General features: G+C 71.8%; 17 protein-coding genes. 6 read left to right on the top strand and 11 right to left on the bottom strand.

Annotated elements, in window-relative coordinates:
• Complete coding sequence (locus BJ965_RS34780; protein ID WP_184914564.1) at nt 1-657, bottom strand: class I SAM-dependent methyltransferase; 657 nt, start codon at nt 655-657, stop codon at nt 1-3.
• Nucleotides 658-793: 136 nt separating this feature from the next.
• On the opposite strand from BJ965_RS34780, the gene BJ965_RS34775 reads away from it, so the two are divergent.
• The gene (locus BJ965_RS34775) at nt 794-1,495 is read left to right on the top strand and encodes a phosphatase PAP2 family protein (RefSeq protein WP_184914561.1); all 702 of its coding nucleotides are present in this window, start codon (nt 794-796) and stop codon (nt 1,493-1,495) included.
• A gap of 321 nt (nt 1,496-1,816) precedes the next feature.
• Nucleotides 1,817-2,275, top strand: a complete 459-nt coding sequence (locus tag BJ965_RS34770; protein WP_184914545.1) for a GNAT family N-acetyltransferase — start codon at nt 1,817-1,819, stop codon at nt 2,273-2,275.
• Nucleotides 2,276-2,396: 121 nt separating this feature from the next.
• Here the strand turns inward: BJ965_RS34770 and BJ965_RS34765 are convergent, their stop codons facing one another.
• The 7 genes from BJ965_RS34765 to BJ965_RS34735 are packed head-to-tail and all read right to left on the bottom strand — an operon-like array spanning nt 2,397 to nt 8,919.
• The gene (locus BJ965_RS34765) at nt 2,397-2,990 is read right to left on the bottom strand and encodes a hypothetical protein (RefSeq protein ID WP_184914542.1); all 594 of its coding nucleotides are present in this window, start codon (nt 2,988-2,990) and stop codon (nt 2,397-2,399) included.
• Nucleotides 2,991-2,995: 5 nt separating this feature from the next.
• Nucleotides 2,996-3,856, bottom strand: a complete 861-nt coding sequence (locus BJ965_RS34760; protein WP_184914537.1) for a carbohydrate ABC transporter permease — start codon at nt 3,854-3,856, stop codon at nt 2,996-2,998.
• Nucleotides 3,853-4,791, bottom strand: a complete 939-nt coding sequence (locus tag BJ965_RS34755; protein WP_184914534.1) for a carbohydrate ABC transporter permease — start codon at nt 4,789-4,791, stop codon at nt 3,853-3,855. Before BJ965_RS34755 ends, BJ965_RS34760 begins: the two co-directional genes overlap by 4 nt.
• A complete protein-coding gene (locus tag BJ965_RS34750) occupies nt 4,788-6,071 on the bottom strand; it encodes an ABC transporter substrate-binding protein (RefSeq protein ID WP_184914531.1) in 1,284 nt (427 codons plus the stop codon). The genes BJ965_RS34755 and BJ965_RS34750 overlap by 4 nt, the downstream gene beginning before the upstream one ends.
• Nucleotides 6,072-6,131: 60 nt before the next feature.
• Nucleotides 6,132-6,896 (bottom strand): cupin domain-containing protein, encoded by a 765-nt coding sequence (locus BJ965_RS34745; RefSeq protein ID WP_184914528.1) that lies wholly within the window; start codon nt 6,894-6,896, stop codon nt 6,132-6,134.
• On the bottom strand, nt 6,890-7,807 hold the full coding sequence (locus BJ965_RS34740; protein WP_184914525.1) for a DUF6807 domain-containing protein: 918 nt from the start codon (nt 7,805-7,807) through the stop codon (nt 6,890-6,892). The genes BJ965_RS34745 and BJ965_RS34740 overlap by 7 nt, the downstream gene beginning before the upstream one ends.
• The gene (locus BJ965_RS34735) at nt 7,804-8,919 is read right to left on the bottom strand and encodes a Gfo/Idh/MocA family protein (protein ID WP_184914522.1); all 1,116 of its coding nucleotides are present in this window, start codon (nt 8,917-8,919) and stop codon (nt 7,804-7,806) included. Before BJ965_RS34735 ends, BJ965_RS34740 begins: the two co-directional genes overlap by 4 nt.
• A gap of 523 nt (nt 8,920-9,442) precedes the next feature.
• On the opposite strand from BJ965_RS34735, the gene BJ965_RS34730 reads away from it, so the two are divergent.
• Nucleotides 9,443-10,330 carry a DUF4436 family protein gene (locus BJ965_RS34730; protein WP_184914517.1) on the top strand — a complete coding sequence of 296 codons (888 nt, stop codon included), beginning with the start codon at nt 9,443-9,445 and terminating at the stop codon, nt 10,328-10,330.
• A gap of 87 nt (nt 10,331-10,417) precedes the next feature.
• Here BJ965_RS34730 and BJ965_RS34725 read toward each other — a convergent pair whose 3' ends face one another.
• The 3 genes from BJ965_RS34725 to BJ965_RS34715 all read right to left on the bottom strand — a co-directional run bounded on the left by BJ965_RS34725 (nt 10,418) and on the right by BJ965_RS34715 (nt 13,188).
• Nucleotides 10,418-10,909: a hemerythrin domain-containing protein gene (locus BJ965_RS34725; protein WP_030834717.1), complete on the bottom strand. Its 492-nt coding sequence runs from the start codon at nt 10,907-10,909 to the stop codon at nt 10,418-10,420.
• Nucleotides 10,910-10,998: 89 nt separating this feature from the next.
• Nucleotides 10,999-11,169: a DUF5670 family protein gene (locus tag BJ965_RS34720; RefSeq protein WP_031139394.1), complete on the bottom strand. Its 171-nt coding sequence runs from the start codon at nt 11,167-11,169 to the stop codon at nt 10,999-11,001.
• 123 nt (nt 11,170-11,292) lie between these two features.
• On the bottom strand, nt 11,293-13,188 hold the full coding sequence (locus tag BJ965_RS34715; protein WP_184914514.1) for a CASTOR/POLLUX-related putative ion channel: 1,896 nt from the start codon (nt 13,186-13,188) through the stop codon (nt 11,293-11,295).
• A 288-nt stretch (nt 13,189-13,476) separates the two neighbouring features.
• Here BJ965_RS34715 and BJ965_RS34710 point away from each other — a divergent pair, with 288 nt between their 5' ends.
• The 3 genes from BJ965_RS34710 to BJ965_RS34700 all read left to right on the top strand — a co-directional run bounded on the left by BJ965_RS34710 (nt 13,477) and on the right by BJ965_RS34700 (nt 17,222).
• Entirely contained in the window at nt 13,477-15,489 is a 2,013-nt protein-coding gene (locus BJ965_RS34710; RefSeq protein WP_184914510.1) for a flavin monoamine oxidase family protein, read from the top strand.
• Between the two features lie 213 nt (nt 15,490-15,702).
• Nucleotides 15,703-16,686 (top strand): Bug family tripartite tricarboxylate transporter substrate binding protein, encoded by a 984-nt coding sequence (locus BJ965_RS34705; protein ID WP_184917852.1) that lies wholly within the window; start codon nt 15,703-15,705, stop codon nt 16,684-16,686.
• A complete protein-coding gene (locus BJ965_RS34700; RefSeq protein ID WP_184914507.1) occupies nt 16,683-17,222 on the top strand; it encodes a tripartite tricarboxylate transporter TctB family protein in 540 nt (179 codons plus the stop codon). Before BJ965_RS34705 ends, BJ965_RS34700 begins: the two co-directional genes overlap by 4 nt.

The raw sequence follows: 17,222 nt of genomic DNA, 5'->3' as shown, positions 1-17,222 counted from the left end.
TCAGCGGTGACGCCACACCAGCGTGTAGCGCCAGAACAGCCGGCGGCGCAGGCGAACGCCGGGGAGGACGGCCCGCGCCTCGCGCACGACCTCGGTGAAGGTCAGGTCCGCCGGGCAGGTGCGGGCCGTCATCGAGACCGGGCGCGGCGCCGTACGGCCCCGGTTCTTCAGCAACGCCATGACGATGTTCAGCGGTATCGACGCGATGCCGAGCAGGTGGTCGACGGGCGTCCGCTCCCGGGACACTCCGACGATCACCAGGGTGCCGCCGGGGGCCAGATGGTCACGGAAGGCCTCGAGGGCCCGGGGCAACGGCAGATGGTGGACGACGGCGACGCAGGTGATGACGTCGTACGACTGGTCACCGAGCCCGGTGAGCGCGTCGGCCTCCGCGTACGTCACCGGGGCCGCCGCGGGCGTCAGCTCCCGCGCCCGGACGGTGATCTCCGGGTCGGCGTCGATCCCGTGCACGCGCTCCGCCCGGCCGGCCAGCAGCCGGGCCAGGTCTCCGCTGCCGCAGCCCACGTCCAGGGCACTGCCCACCCGCTCGGGGAGCTGCCGCAGGATCCAGCGGTGGAAACGGGCGTTGTGGTCCCAGGGGCGGGCGGCGTGGAAACGCTCCAGTGCGCGCAGGGCGCGGCGTGGCAGGAAGGACATGCGGTCAGTGTCCCGGCTCACCGGGGTGGCCGTCCGCCGTCTGGGCACCCGTGAGGTACCGGCTCGCAGGGGCGCCGAGCGTGCGCCGGGCGTGAGCCGGTACCTTGCTGGGGAAGGCCACTGCGGGGAGAAGCACATGACCGATCCGAGGACCACGAACGCGGACGCCCCCCGTCCGCTCCAGAACGCCCGGGACTCCGCGGGCGGACCCGGCCGGCTCCTGGGCGCCGTGTTCGGTGATCTCAGGGCCGTGGACGGCGCCCTGTACGCGGCGGTGGCCGCCACCCCCACGCCGACCCTGGACCGCACGCTGCGTCACCTGTCGCACGCGGCCGACCACTCCAAGATCTCCTTCGCCATCGCCGCCGCCCTGGCCCTGGCCGGCAAGCGGCCGCGCAAGGCCGCTCTCGCCGGTGTCGGCGCGATCGCGGTGGCATCGGCCTCCGCCAACCTCCTCGGCAAGCGGCTGGTGCGCCGGGCTCGGCCCGACCGGGAGGCCGCCCGGGTGACGGTGGACCGGCACGTCAAGATGCCGACCTCGGCGTCGTTCCCGTCCGGGCACACGGCGTCCGCGGTCGCGTTCGCCACCGCCGTCGGTGTGGTCCTGCCCCCGGCGGCGGTCCCGCTCGGGGCGCTGGCCGGCGCCGTCGGCTACTCCCGCGTCCACACGGGCGTGCACTACCCGGGCGACGTGGCGGCGGGCGCGGTCCTCGGCATCGCGAGCGCGGCAGCGGCCCTGGCGGCAGCGGCGGCCACACCGTCGGCCAGAACCCAGGCACTCCTGACGGCGGCCCGTTCATGGCCACGGATCAGCATCGGCGGGTTCGTACGCGGCTGAACCGGGGCGCTCGCGGTTGAGCCGGGGGCGCTCGCGGTCGAGCCAGGGGTGCGCGCGCTGAGCCCGGGGCTGAGCCGAGGGTTTCGAGTTCGTGCGTGACTCAGTCCCGTGGCTCGTACGCGGCTGAACCGGCAGGCGTTCGCCGGTCGGCCGTGCGGGGGTCAGCCGTGGTCCCGGCCGGCGCGTCACCAGCCCCGCGCCCGGTGACGCGCGCGGGCGAGCCCGTCAGTGCGCTGACCAACCGTCAGCGCACGGAGAGGCCGCGAGCGGCGTGATCAATCCAGGTGCAACCCTTGAGCCCTGCCTCATAGTCTCGGCCCCATGACTGACCATGCCCTCGTCCCCGACGACTTCGTCGTCCCCGCGGACCTGATCACCCCGCAGTTCCGTCTGGAGCCTTTGGGGCCCCGGCACAACGCCGCCGACCACGCCGCCTGGACCAGCAGCATCGAGCACATCCGTGCGACCCCGGGCTTCCAGGACCGAGGATGGCCTCCTGCGGACGGGATGGCCCTGGAGGCGAACCTCGCCGACCTGCAGCGTCACGCGGACGACTTCGCTCAGCGCCGCGGGTTCACCTACACAGTCATCGAGACCGCTGGTGGTGAGGTGATCGGTTGCGTCTATATCTACCCCTCCCGCGACGAAGACCATGACACCGACGTCCGCTCCTGGGTCCGTGCCGACAGAGCCGAGCTGGACGCGCCCTTGCATGCGGCCGTCACGACGTGGCTGTCCACGAACTGGCCCCTCGGAACTATCAACTATCAGCCCCGCTGACAACCATGTGGTCCCGCAGCAGCCGGCCACACCGACCCCTGCGGGAGACCTGGCCTTCGAATGCCCCGACCGCGGGATGGAACGAGCACACCTTCCCGGCGAAACCTTCCCGGTCACAGCACTAGTGAAGAAGGACCCCAGCGGACCGGCGCACGTCGACGGCAGTCAGCGCCAGGGCCAATGGCCCGGGCGCGAGGAAGGCCAGCGGCAGCAGCATCCAGGCGCAGAGCGCGGCCGTCGCGACGGCGAGCAGGACCAGGCCGCTGCCGCCCACGTCGGCCACGGCGTCGCGCCCGGCTCCGCGCACCGCCGCACGCCAGTCGGTGAGCGACTCCGGGCGTCCGCAGGCCCGCAGGCCGACCAGCGCCGCGCACCCGCCGATCACCGCGGCCGCGACCGCGAACAGCGGTGCCCCCGGCAACCCGGCCCGGGCCAGCGCCAGATCGGCGGCGAGCAGCAGCAGGCCCGCGAGGGCCACGGCTCCCGCCGCCAGGTCACCCGCGCGCAACCTCCGTCGCAGCAGGGCGACGTACCGCCCCGCGGTGACGGGTTGGTCCCTCCCCGCCCCGCGCAGCACGGCACACGCCGTCGACAGCGCGGCCGGGACGGTGACGAGGGGCAGGCACGCCACCGCCGTGGCGAGTCCGATGCTCAGCACATCGGCGAACAGGGTCATGCGGGGGCCGAACACCTCGCCCGCCTCACGTGTCGGCATCCCGCTCACCCCTTGACTCCTGAGCTGGCCATGCCCTCCACCAGGAACCGCTGGAAGGCGAGGAAGAACAGCACGATCGGCAGCAGCGCGATCACCGACAGGGCGAACATCGGGCCGAACGCGGAGGTGCTGGAGGCGTCCACGAAGGAGCGCAGCGCCAGGGTGAGGGTGAACTTGTCCGGGTCGAAGAGGTAGATGAGCTGGGTGAAGAAGTCGTTCCAGGTCCAGATGAACGTGAAGATGGCGGTGGTGATCAGGGCCGGCCGGGTGAGCGGCAGCACCACCTGGAAGAAGCTGCGGAAGGGCCCGCAGCCGTCGATCCGGGCCGCCTCCTCCAGTTCGCGCGGCAGTCCGCGCATGAACTGCACGATGAGGAAGACGAAGAACGCCTCGGTGGCGAGGAACTTCGGCAGGATCAGCGGCCAGTAGGTGTTCACCAGGCCGAGCTGGTTGAAGATGATGTACTGCGGGATCAGCACCGCGTGGTGCGGCAGCATGATCGTGGCGATCATGAAGGCGAACAGCGGCCCGCGGAAGCGGAACCTGAGGCGGGCGAACGCGTACGCGGCGAGCGAGCAGCTGATGACGTTGCCGAGGACCGCGCCGCCCGCGATCAGCAGGGAGTTGCCGAGCAGCCGCCAGATGGAGACGTCGTTGACCCCGGCCAGAGCGGTCTCGTAGTTGGACCATTCCAGGTGGCCGGGCAGCAGGTCGAGGCTCGCGATGACCTCGTCGGCGGGTTTGAGCGAGGTGGCCAGCAGCCAAGCCAGGGGGTACAGCATCACCAGCAGGGCGAGCAGGCAGCCCACGTGCAGGGCGACGCGGCCCCACCGAACGGGCTTGTGGGCAACGGTCGTCGAGGTCACCGGTCCCCCTCGGAGGCGTAGAAGACCCAGGAGCGCGAAGTGCGGAACAGCACCGCCGTGACGATGCCGATCACCAGCAGCAACACCCAGGCCATGGCGGAGGCGTAGCCCATGTGGGAGGCGACGAAGCCGCGGTCGTAGAGGTACATGGTGTAGACGAGGGTCGAGTCGGCCGGTCCGCCCTTGCCCGCGCTGACCGCGAAGGCGGGGGTGAACACCTGGAAGGCCTGGATGGTCTGCAGGACCAGGTTGAAGAACAGCACCGGGGACAGCATCGGCACGGTGACGGACAGGAACTGCCGCCATTTCCCGGCCCCGTCGACCGCCGCCGCCTCGTAGAGCTCGGCCGGTATCTGCTGGAGGCCGGCGAGGAAGATGACCATCGGCGCGCCGAACTGCCACACCGTCAGCAGGGCGACGGCGAGCAGCGCCCAGCCGGGCCTGTTGACCCAGCCGCCGGTGCCGAGCAGGTTGTCGACCGTGCCGCCGTCGTTGAAGACCGCCCGCCAGACGAGCGCGATGGACATCGACGCGCCGAGCAGGGACGGGGCGTAGAACGCGGAGCGGTAGAAGCCCTTGCCGCGCTTCATGCCCTTCAGGGCCAGCGCGACGACGAGGGCGAGCGCCAGTTGGAGGGGCACGGCGATGACGACGTACGTCAGGGTCGTCACGACCGAGCGCCAGTAGCGCGGGTCCTCGGTGAACATCTGCACGTAGTTGCGCAGGCCCACCCACTTCGGCGGGTTGAACAGGTCGTAGTCGGTGAACGACAGGTACAGCGACACGGCCATCGGCAGCAGTGTCAGGACGATCGCGCCGAGCACCCAGGGTGAGAGGAACACCCAGGCGGCGCCCTCGCGTTCGCGCTTGGGGCGGCGCTTCGAGGCCGCGGCGGGAGCGTGCCTCGCCTCCGGGGGGATCGCGGTGGTGGTCATGACCTCAGCTCCGCCTTCGCCTCGGTGACGTAGTTCTCGGCCGCTTCGCGGGGCGACATGCGCGCGTAGGAGACCTGGTCGTAGTCGCGCTGGAAGGTGCTCTGCAGGGCGTTGTCGCCCGACGGCGGGGCCTGGGGCGGGTCCTTGAGCTTGCCCTCCAGGGACGCCTGGAAGCCGGCGATGGTCTTGTCAAAGTCCTTGAGCCGCGGGCCGGTCTCGGCACGGATCGTCTCGTTGACGGGGATGCCGCGGCTCGCGCCGAGGATCTTCGCGGCCTCGGGGTCGTTGATCATGAAGTCGACGAGCTGGGCCGCCTCCTTCGGGTGGCCGGTGCCGGCCGAGACGCCCAGGAACATGGACGGCTTGAAGTACTGGCCGGGTGTGCCGTCCTCGCCGGACGGCATGGGCGCGAGGGCGACGCCGGTCGGTATCAGGGCGACGAAGCCGCTCGCCGGGGCGTCCCAGTTGGCGTCGGTGACGGACGTGCCGCGCCCCAGCGGGGTGTTCTCCACGGAACCGTCGAGCTGGGTGGTCTGCTCGGCGGGCGACACGGCGCCCTCGCGGCGCAGCTTGTCGGTGAAGGTCCACCAGCGGGTGAGGTCGGCGGCCGTGAAGCCGAGTCCGCCGCCCTTCGTGTAGAGGGCCTTGCCCTGGCCGCGCAGCCAGACCTCGAAGGCGTCCTCGCTCTGGCCGGGGTCGGTCGCCCCGGGCTTGCCGGTCTTCTTCGCGAGGGCCCGCATGGTGTCGGCCCACTCGCTCCAGGTCCAGCTCTTGCCGGGCAGTGGGACGCCCGACTCCTTCCACGTCCGGACGTCGTAGGCGACGGTCTCGGTGCCGCGGCCCTGCGGGATCGCGTACTGGACGTCGTCGACGCGGCCGGTGGCGAGCAGGCCCCGGTCGATCTCGGAGGTGCGCAGGACGGACTTCTGTTCCGCCAGGTCCAGCAGGACGCCGCCGGTGGCGTACTGGTCGATCTGGCGGTAGTCCAGCTGCATCACGTCGGGGGCGTCGCCGCCCGCGGCCTGGGTGGCGAGCTTCTGCTTGTAGGCGTCGTAGCCGGAGAACGACGTCGACACGTCGACGTCCGGGTGCTGCTTCTCGAACAGCGCGACGGCCTGCTCGGTGCGTTCCGCGCGGTCGGGGTTGCCCCACCACGTGTAGCGCAGCACGATCTTGCCGCCTCCGGCGGACTCCCCGGATCCTCCGCAGCCCGCCAGCACGGCGCACAGTGCCAGTGCGGCGGCCGACGCGCAGAACCCCTTTGTCCTGTGTCCGGGCATGCCGAGGTCACTCCTCTCCTCGGAGATTGGCTGAGACCCCCCGGTCCCCCCTTGCCGCCGCTACTCCTGCTGGTGGGGCAGCGTGGTCCCCGGCAGCGCGTATTCGTCGCGCCGGCCGCACATGCCGAAGCCGCCGAGCCGGGTGGGCGCGGCCTCGTGGGCGGTGGCCTCGCCGAGGTAGCCGGGTTCTCCGGCGGCCAGGGCGTCGAGCTGGGCGCCGGTGCGCTCCGCGGTGGCCAGGGCGCCCTCCCGCCACAGCTTCCGCCAGGTGGGAACCTTGTCGCGGACGATCCGGGCGGCGGCCCGCTGGAACTCCAGGTACGGGCCGTTGTCGCCGGCCACGAGGGCCTCGCGCAGCCCGAGGTAGCCCTCGACGGCGAGGTCCCTGCGGCGCCGGGCGGCCGTCGCCGTCTCCGGTCCGGTTCCGGGCGGCAGGGCAGCGGCGGCGGCGTACCGGTCGGGGTCGGCGAGCACCTCGGGCGGGAAGGTGAACACGGCGTCCCCGGCCTCGGGCAGGCCGCTGTTCTGCATCAGCACGGTGATGCGCAGATCGCCGCCCTGCACCATGCGGTGCACGGTGCCCGGCGTGAACCAGGCGATCGAGCCGGCTGCGAGGGGGATGTCCCGGTAGCCGTCGGGGCTCAGCGTCTGGACCGCGCCCCGGCCGGCGGTGACGATGTACGCCTCCGTGCACACCAGGTGCAGGTGCGGGCTGCCGCCGCAGACGCCGTCGGCGGCCTCCCAGTCGTAGGCGCTGAGGTGGGACAGGCCGATCGCGCCGGGCAGCGGGTGCGGAAGGCCCGCCGGTTTCGGCTCGCTCACCACGGCAGGCCCTCCAGGTGGGTACCGACCCGGTCGCGGTCCCAGGCGCCGTCGGCGACGACGATGCGGTACCGGTACCCGAAGGACTCGCCCGGCGGCAGCTCGAACTCCTCGAAGAACGCCCAGGAGAACGCGACCGTCGGGAAGGGCTCGGAGCGCACGAACCAGTGCGACTCGTGGATCGGGGACGTCGCGTCGAGGTTCTCGGGCGCGTGCGCGAAGACCAGGGTGGAGTGGCCGTCGACGTCGTCGTGCTCGGTGGTGAAGGCGAGCCAGGGGCCCTGGGTGCCCATCAGCTTGGCCGCGTCGGTGTCCGGGGCGAAGACCGTGCCGCCGGTGAAGTCGCGCGGGCCGCGCCACTGGAGTCCGGTGTAGCCGGCCATCTCACGGCCCGCGGTGGTCGGGGAGCCGAAGGCCAGGGGCTCGGAACGGGTGTTGGTGAGGCGGATCGACCAGTCCAGGGCCCAGGAACCGGCCTCCTCGTCCACCGAGTGGACGGTCAGGCCGCGCACCTCGCGCGCCCACTCCTCGCCGCCGTTCTCGATCCAGGTGAGGTTCTCGGTGACGGCGAGGCGGTCGTCCTCGACGGTGAAGTCCGCGAAGCCGTCGTGCCGCATCGAGCCGACGCGCTCGGGCAGGGGGAGGTAACCCTCGCCGTGGACATAGCTGTTGCCGCCCCAGAAGTTCTGGCCGGACAGATGGCTCGCGGTCATCTGCAGGCCCTTGTGCCAGCGGTGGTCGTTGGGGCGGTAGCCGGTGACCGTGCGACCCGAGAGGGTGCGCACGGGGTGGGCATAGGGCTTGCGGGACTCGAAGGGGTCCGGGTCGGGGCGGTAGACGTAGCGGAGGATCTCCGTGCCGCCTGCGGTGACGGTGATGTCCTCGCCGTGCGTGTGGGTGACGCGGATGGTCATGCGCGCTCCTTGGGGGCCCAGTCGGGGTACTCGCCGTGCATGGCCTCGTAGAAGGGGTCGCCGGGGCCGATCTCGCCCGCGCGCACCGAGCGGCCGGTGAACGCCGCCTTGTACAGCGCGGCGGCGAACTCCAGGGTGGCGCGGGCGTCGTGGCCGCTGCCAGGGGGCCGGGTGCCGGTGTCGTAGGCGTCGAGGAGCGCGCCCAGCTGGGCGGTGTGCGAGCTGGGCACCTCGGTGGCGGGAGTGCGCCAGGCGGTGGCGCGCTCGGAGGCGACGTGCGGGGCCGGGGTGTAGGCCCAGCTGTCGTTGCTGTGGCCGTACAGGTGGGTGAGCTCGACCGTGGCGTCGGCGCAGTCGATGCGGATGCGGCTCACCTCGTCCGGGGAGAGCACGCTGTTGACGACGGTGGCGAGGGCGCCGCTCCTGAACCGCACCAGGGCGGTGGAGACGTCCTCGCTCTCGGTGTCGTGGACCAGGCGCGCTGCCATCGCCTGGATCTCCTCCCACTCGCCGAGCAGGTGCAGCATCAGGTCGTACTGGTGGATGCCGTGGCCCATGGTGGGGCCGCCGCCCTCGCTGGCCCACTTCCCGCGCCACGGCACGGCGTAGTACGCGGCGTCCCGGTGCCAGGTGGTCTGGCAGTGCGCGACCCGAGGGGCGCCCAGCTCGCCGCTCGTGATCAGCTCGCGGGCGTGCACGGCGCCGGATCCGTAGCGGTGCTGGAAGACGACCGCCGCGTAGGCGCCGGACGCCTCCTCGGCGGCGGCGATGTCGTCGTACTCGGCGAGCGACAGGGTCAGCGGCTTCTCGCACAGCACCCAGGCGCCCGCCTTCAGCGCGGCCACCGTCTGGTCCCGGTGCAGGGAGGGCGGCGTCCCGATGAGGACCAGGTCGGGGCGTACGGCGTCCAGCATCGCGTCCACCGAGGTGAACCCGGCGACCCGCTCACCGGCCAGCTCACGGAAGGCGTCGAGCCGCTCCTGGTCCACGTCGACGGCGGCCACCAGTTCCACCCGGTCGGAGTGGGCGCGCAGCGCGGGCAGATGACTGCCGCTCACGATGGCACCGGTGCCGACGACGGCCACGCGGCGGCGGGCGGGGGACAAGGACATGCGGCGCTCCTCGGACAGCCGGCGGACACACGCTTGGAAAGCGCTTGCACTCGGAAGGGACCCTAGGCGCGAGAGAATGTCTGGACAACCCCCCTGCAGCGACCTGCACAAGGTCTGCCCGAGCATTGTCCCAGCTTGGGACGGAGATTCGGGTTGTTGCCCCCGCCATGGAAACGGCGTTCTCCCGCCTCTCCGCTGGGGCCGGCTGCCTCACGAACCCGGCCGATCCTTCCGGCCGACGGCTGCTGAACGCCGGTCGCCGCGTACCTCGCGACGGGGCGCCTGCCGGTACGGGACATCGGCCGACGGCGCGCATGGAGCGGCACGGCGCTCGAGCCGCCGCCTCCGTGAAGTCACGCCACGCAGCACCTACAGTGTCTGCCTGTGATCGGACGGTGACTCCCCGGTTCCGCCCCACCGGCAGGTGGACCGCCATGCCCCTCACGGACCGCGTGGACGAAGGGCCCGCTCCCGACGCCGGGCGGGACGAGCCCGGCGCCCCGCCCACCTCATCGGAGTCACCATGGCGCCGCCCCCGCACTCTCCCCGCCCACGCCGTTCCGGGCCGTCGATCCTGCTGGTGCTGGTTCCCCTCGCGGTCCTGATCCTGGTGGCGGTGTCCGTCGGGTCGTGGCTGCAGTACACCGAGCGGCAGGCGAAGGACACGGTGCACACGGCCGGATCCCGAGCCGCCGACCGGGTGGACGTGGAGGCCGCCGTCCAGAGCGTCGACGCCGCGGCCGGGGAGCTCGTCCTGCGCGTCCGGGTCGGTCCGCGCGGGGCCCTCGGCGAGGAGGGAGGGGCCGCGCCGGTGGCCGATCTCAGCCTCCAGACGTCCGTCGCGACCCTCAGCGACCTGGAGTTCGAGGCGCACGAGCGGCTCGCGCCCAAGGACCTGCGGGTCGCGATGGCGGGTGGGTCGATCAGCGACTACCCGTTCGACACCTATGACACCGACGTCGAGTTCCGGGCCGTGCTGGGTGGCAAGCCGGTGCCGGTGCGGATGCTCTTCTCCAACGCCGACCCGCTCTTCTCCGTCTCGGTGACACCCCCGCCCTCCGACCAGGAGGCCGTCGTGGCGCTGAAGCTGTCCCGGTCGGGCAGCCTGCTCGCCTTCGCGGTCTTCATGATGGTCGCGATGTGGGCGCTGGCGTCGTCGGTGCTCCTCGGGGCCTGGTACCTGACGACCCGCCGACAGGGCCTGGTCTGGCCCGCCCTCGCCTGGATGGCCGCGACGCTGTTCGCTCTCGCGGCGTTCCGCAACACCGCCCCCGGCACTCCCCCGATCGGCTGCGTGATGGACTGGTTCGCCTTTTTCTGGGCCGAGGCCGTCATCGCCCTGTGCCTGATCGTCGTGGTCACCTTCGGCATCCGCACCGCCTTGCGCGCGGCCGACACACAACTCGCCTGAGGTCCGTCGTCCGATGCGCGCCCGGGACGGCGAACGGCCCTGGGGGCACCGCTCGAAGGCGGTGCCCCCAGGGCCGGCCCGGCCGAGTCAGGACTCGACGATCTTGCGTACGTTCTCCACGGAACCGCACCCGGCCTTCAGCTGACGCTCACGCTCCCGCACGAACGCCAGGCCGAGCTCCTCACGTCGCTCCATCGCCACGTTCTCCCGGGCGCCGTTGAGGATGGTGCGCTCCTCCTCGTCGGCGTGGTGGGTGACGGCCTCCACCAACTCCTCGAGCTTCGAGTCCCACTCGTCGGAGCCGACCTCCTCGACCTCGAGGAGCGCCAGGAGGGCCTCGTTGCCCTCGTCGTGCTCGTGCTCGCCGTGCTCGACCTCTTCGTCGTCGATGTTCTTGTACCGCTTGAGCGCCGGGTAGACCTCGGCCTCCTCGGCCTGCGCGTGCGCGATCAGCAGGCCGGCGAACTCCCGCAGCGCACCCGCCCGGTCGTCCTCGACGCTCCGCATGCGACGGAAGAGCTCTTCCATGCGCCGGTGGTCCTGAAGAATGAGTTCTACGACGTCTTTTGTGTCGGCCATGGAAATGGAACGCCTTTCCCAGGAGAGAATCGGGTCACCTTCATTTACCCCATTCCTGATTCTTTGCTCGCCGCAGTGCGTCCGCCGGTCTACCAGCGATACCAGCGGCCCCTACGGCCACCACTGTCCGCGCTGCGCAGCACGAAGCCGAGCAGCCACAGGACCAGCACGATCACCGCGATCCACCACAGGGCCTTCAGCGCGAAACCCGCACCGAACAGGACCAGGGCCAGCAGCAGGACGAGAAGCAGGGGAACCATAGTTATCAACCTCCGCTCCCTCTGGTGCCCCGCGTTCCGGCGAACACACAGCCGAATCTCCATGTTTTCTTCACCAGGCCAGGGGCACGTGAATCCCTTTTGCCGGGCGGCGGCGCCAATGCCTCAGTCCTCACCGACGACGATCACCTCGTCCCCGGTCGTCCAGCGGCGTCGCCCGGTCTTGGGCGGATTGATCCGCACGCCGTAGTCCGGACTCGTCGACGCGTCGTCGTGGCTCCGGTAGCCGATGGCGCATTCGCCGCGCTGACGTGCCGCGGCCACGACGGTGGCGAAGGTCGTCTCACACCCGGGCAGCACGTAGTCGCCGGCCGGCCGCAGGCGGATGCCGGTGCCGTCGGCGGAGAACAGTTCCTCGAACACCGCCGCAAGGTGCCGGTTCTGGGAGATCTGCGCCATGAGCAGGCCGATGAGCTTGCCACTGATGATCACGTCGGCTCCGGGGCCCAGCGGGGCCAGTGCCCGGTTGCGGTCGTCGACCAGTTCGGTGACGACGGGGAGTTCGCGCCCGGAGGCTTCCTCCAGCCGGCGCAGCAGCAGGAGCGTGACGAGCGTGCGGTTGTCGGGCTCGTCCGGCGGCTGCCCCGGAGCGGGGTCCTGGCCGAGCACGATCACGCTGTCATAGGAGTGCACGTCCAGACCTTGCAGGGTCTCCGGACGGGTGACGTCACCGCGGTGCAGGGTCAGGGGCAGATCCGTGCCGTGGTGCGCCCCGGCCTCGCTCACCTGCCGGACCGTCGCCTCGCCGCCGTCCGCGACCACGTCGACGGCCGATCCCGGCCGGGCGCGGCGGCGCAGCTGGTCGACCATGAGCGGCGCCCGGCGGTTCCAGCCCAGCAGCAGGACCCGTTCCGGCCGCGCGGGCGTCGCGGGGCCGGACGCCATCGCCGCCTTCTCGACCGAGTCCGCGCAGTCGGCCGGCCAGACCGTGTCGTCGTCCCGGGAGATGACGACGAGCAGATCGTCCTCGACGAGAGGCGTGTGCGGTGGCGGGTTCAGCACAGGGGTGCCGCCGCGTACGATCCCGACGACGCTCGACGTCGGGTAGGACAGCAGCGCGTCACCGAACGGCCTTCCGGTCAGGGCCGGTTCGGCGACCAGATAGAACTCGTCGCCGGCGAAGTCGAGGAGCTCCTGGTGGACGAGGGAGAGGCCGGGGCGGCGGGCGGCCTGGACGATCAGCCGGGCGGTGACGGTGTCGCTCTCCAGGACGATGCCGCCGGGTCCGGCGGCGAGAGACGCCGCCAGACGGTAGCGGTCGTCCCGGACGGCGGCGACGACGGGAGGGCGGCCCTCCCCGGGCAGGGCCGCCCGCAGCGCCAGCAGCGTCTTGACCACCTCGGCATCGGCGTCGGGCTCGTCGCGTGGCAGGACCAGCACGACTCCGGCGGTCGCCGGGCTGGTCAAGGTGAGCACCGACGGGTCGGTGGTGGGGCCGCTGCGGCAGATCAGCCGCGTACGGCCCATGGGACCCACCTTGGTGCTCAGGGCCTCCTCCATGGCGGTCTTGTCCCGGTCGGCCAGCACCGCCACGGCCGCGCGCCGCTGGTTGGCGTTGGCGGCCACCAGCTCGCCGACGACCGTGAAGACCTGCTCCGACCAGCCCAGGACCACCACGTGTCCCTGTTCGAGCACGGTGGAGCGGCCGCGCCGCAACGCGGTGAGTCGCTCCGTGAGCGCCGTCGTGATCAGGCCGACCAGCGTCGAGACGTACAGCAGGGCGACCAGGGCGAGCAGCACCGACATCGTCACGCGCAGCGGCGTGCCGGTCGCCCCGCCCAACCGCAGGGTCTCCCCCGTGAGGCGCCACACCTGTGCCAGCCGGTCCGGCAGGGACTCGGGCGCGTGCGGGTCGGTCCACACCACCAGCGCACTGGCCGGGACGACGACGGCCAGACACAGCAGCGCCATCCAGCCGACCAGGGCGGAGGCACCGCGGGCCAGCGTGCTGTCGAACCAGTAACGGACCCGGTCACCCCACGCGGTGCTCCGCTGCGCCACCCTTCCCCCTCCGTCGCCCCGGGCTCTCGTGCGGCCGGCCGGCGCCGCGTGGCGCGGCACGCCGGGCGGAACGGCCGGAGAGCACGGTTGTGGATACGCAGTCGCAGTGTGAAGGCCCGTTCGCGGCGGCGGACGAGGTTCGCCGCGCGTTCATTCCTTCGGGTCGGGCGGGCACTCCGAGGAGGCGGATCCACCGTGACGTGAGGGTTTTGCCCCTGATTCGCTCCTTAGGGGCAACGCCCTGGCGAACGGCGACGCCCCGTCACGGCCACCGTTACAAAGATCGCCATGACAGATGATCACGCAGTGGTGCGCTCCGACTCTGGTTTCTCCCGGCGGGAGTTCGCGGCCGTGGCAGGCACGGCCACGGTGGCCACGGCCCTGACCGGCGGTACCGCCACGGCCCTTCCGGCGTCGGCCGCGCCGTTCGCCCCGGCCGCTCCCGACGGCGGTCGCGGCGCCGGTTCCGACCGGTGCCTCGCCGTCGCCCGTGCCCTGCTCGTCCTGGACTCCGACGACCGCCCCCTCGTCCCCCGCTACCGGCGCGTCCTGAAGGACGGACTGCCGGCGCGACGGACCGGCCCCAAGGACGTCCTCGTGATCGGCGCCGGCCCGTCCGGACTGGTGGCCGCCTGGCTGCTCAAGGAGGCGGGGCACCGGGTGACGGTCCTGGAGGCCAACGGCAACCGGGCGGGCGGGCGCATCAAGACCTTCCGCAAGGGCGGCCACGAGGGCGCCGGGCAGCCCTTCGCCGATCCCGGCCAGTACGCCGAGGCGGGCGCGATGCGCATCCCCGGCAGCCACCCGTTGGTGATGGAGCTCATCGACCGGTTCGACCTGAAGAAGCGGCGCTTCCACTACGTCGACGTCGACGAGGAGGGACGTCCCGCCGCCCGGACCTGGATCCACGTCAACGGCATCCGCGAGCGGCGCGCCGACTACGCCCGCTCGCCCCGGCGCGTGAACCGGTCCTTCGGCGTCCCGAAGGCTCACTGGGACACGCCCGCCGCGGCGATCCTGCGTGCCGCGCTGGACCCCGTGCGCGACGAGTTCAGCCACGTCGGCCGGGACGGCAAGCGGGTCGACAAACCGCTGCCGGAGCGACTGCGGGGCTGGGCGCGGGTGGTGAAGCGGTTCGGCGACTGGTCGATGTTCCGCTTCCTCACCGAGCATGCCGGTCTCGACGAGCGGACCGTCGACCTGATCGGCACGCTGGAGAACCTCACCTCGCGCCTCCCCCTGTCCTTCATCCACAGCTTCATCGGCTCCTCCCTCATCAGCCCCGACACCCCCTTCTACGAGCTGGAGGGCGGCACGGCCGTGCTGCCGGACGCCCTGCTCGAACGCGTGCGCAAGGAGGTGCGGTTCGACCGCCGGGTGACCCGCGTCCAGTACCACCACCCCGACCGGCCGTCCCCGGACGGAGCACACGTGCGCGGCAAGGGCCCGCACGTGTGGGTGGACACCGTCTCCGAGGGCCGCGACGGCCCGGTCGTCCGCGAGCAGTTCACCGCCGACGTCGCCGTGGTCACGGTGCCGTTCTCCGGGCTGCGCCATGTGCAGATCGACCCGCCGCTGTCCTACCGCAAGCGCCGCGCGGTCAGCGAGCTGCACTACGACAGCGCGACCAAGGTGCTGCTCGAGTTCAGCCGCCGCTGGTGGGAGTTCGACGAGGACGACTGGAAGCGTGAACTGAACGCCGTGAAGCCGGGCCTGTACGACGCCTACCGCACCGGCAAGGCCCCCGCGGACGGCAGCCTGCTCGGCGCGCACCCCTCCGTGCCCGGCGGGCACATCACGCAGGCACAACGCACTCACTACGCCGCGAACCGCGCGATCGGCCGGGACCAGCCGGAGGCGGCCGGTGTCGTCGGCGGCGGCTCGGTGTCGGACAACGCCAACCGTTTCATGTTCAACCCGTCCCACCCGGTCCCGGGCAGCGCGGGGGGCGTGGTCCTGGCGTCCTACAGCTGGGCCGACGACGCGCTGCGCTGGGACTCCCTGGACGACGAGGCGAGGTATCCGTACGCGCTGTGCGGGCTCCAGCAGGTCTACGGCCGGCGCATCGAGGTGTTCTACACCGGCGCGGGTCGTACCCAGAGCTGGCTGCGCGACCCCTACGCCTACGGGGAGGCGTCCGTGCTGCTGCCCGGACAGCACACCGAGCTGCTGCCCGTCATCCCGGAGCGCGAGGGGCCGTTGCACTTCGCAGGGGACCACACGTCCGTCAAACCGGCGTGGATCGAGGGGGCCCTGGAGTCGGCCGTGCGGGCCGCCCTGGAGGTCCACACCGATCGGTGACCGTTGATCGAGGGGCCCCGGCGCGCATGCGCCGGGGCCCCCGCGCGTTCGGCTCACACCCGTCGGCGCCTCCGGCGACCGCAAAGACCACAACCACCGTTGGTTCCGCAAGGCAGACAGTTCGGCGGAGTCCGTGCACGATGTGGCCCACGTCACCCTCCCCCACAGGGCCTTTACCTACCCGCATCGACGTACCGACAGGTGGTGGCACTCGTGCGCCTGCGCACCCCCCTCGCCCTGCTCGGGGCCGCCGTGCTCGTGCTCGTCGGACCACCGCTGCTGACCACCGGCAGCGGCTCCGAGACCGGCACACAGATCCCGGGCCTGCGCTTCATGGTCCCCAACACGCCGGGCGGCGGCTACGACATCACGGCCCGTACGGCCGCGAAGAACGCCGAGGACGCCGGGCTCACCCACAACATCGAGGTGTTCAACCTGCCCGGCGCCGGCGGCACCGTGGGCCTGAGCCGGCTGGTGAGCGAGCACGGCAACGGCAAGCTCGCCATGTCCATGGGCCTCGGGGTGGTGGGCGCCGTCCGCTCCAACGACGCGCCGAAGACGCTCGGGGACACCACGCCGATCGCCCGGCTCACGGAGGAGCAGGACGTGGTGGTCGTGGCGAAGGACTCGCCGTACAAGACGATCGACGATCTGATCGGCGCCTGGAAGGAGAACCCGGGCAAGCTCCCCGTCGGCGGCGGCTCGTCGCCCGGCGGACCCGACCACCTCGCGCCGATGCTGATGGCCCGCGCCGCCGGGATCCCCCCGAAACAGGTCAACTACATCCCCTTCGACGGCGGCGGCGAACTGCTCGCCTCGATCCTCGGCAACAAGGTCGCCTTCGGTGTCTCCGGGGTCGGCGAGTACCTGGACCAGATCAAGGCGGGCGAGCTGCGCCTCCTCGCGGTGACCGGCCCGGAACGTGTCGAGGGCCTGGACGCGCCCACGCTGAAGGAGGCGGGCTACGACGTGAACTTCACCAACTGGCGCGGCATCGTCGCCCCGCCCGGCCTGAACGACGGGGAGCGCGACAAGCTCGTGAAGCTGATCGAGGAGCTCCACGACTCGCAGGAGTGGCGCACGTCGCTGCGGCAGAACGGCTGGGACGACGCCTTCCTCACCGGGGAGAAGTTCGGCGCGTTCCTCGACGCCGAGGACAAGCGCGTGGTTTCGGTGCTGAAGGAGCTGGGACTGTGACGACGCAGACCGACATTCCCCCTGCCGCGACCGGTGGCGAACGGCGCTCGTGGCTGCGCGAACACTCCGAACTCGGCGTCTGCGTCCTGCTGCTGGCACTGGGCGTCCTCGTGCTGACCGACGCGCTCACCATGGACGTCGACATCGCCCAGCGCGGCCCGGTCGGCCCGAAGACCGTGCCGGTCGTGGTCGGCGCCGGGCTGCTGGTGATCGCGGCGCTGCTCGCCGTGGACGTATTGCGCGGTGGCCGGGGCCAGGCCGAGGGCGGAGAGGACATCGACCTGTCCGAGCCCGCCGACTGGCGCACGGTACTGCTGCTCGCCGGGGTGTTCCTCGGTGCGGCCGTCCTGATCGAGCCGCTCGGCTTCCCCGTCGCGGGCGCACTGCTGTTCTGGGGTGCCGCGTACGCGCTCGGCAGCCGCAGGATCGACCGTGATCCGCTGATAGCGGCCGGGCTCTCCCTCGTCACCTACACCGTCTTCAACAATCTGCTCGGAGTGCCCCTGCCCGGCGGTCCGCTGATGGGAGTGCTGTGA

The sequence above is a fragment of the Streptomyces luteogriseus genome, from assembly GCF_014205055.1.
GTDB classification, from domain to species: Bacteria; Actinomycetota; Actinomycetes; order Streptomycetales; family Streptomycetaceae; genus Streptomyces; species Streptomyces luteogriseus.
Note: the sequence above shows the minus strand (reverse complement) of the source record. Positions and strands in the feature narration are given on the sequence as shown.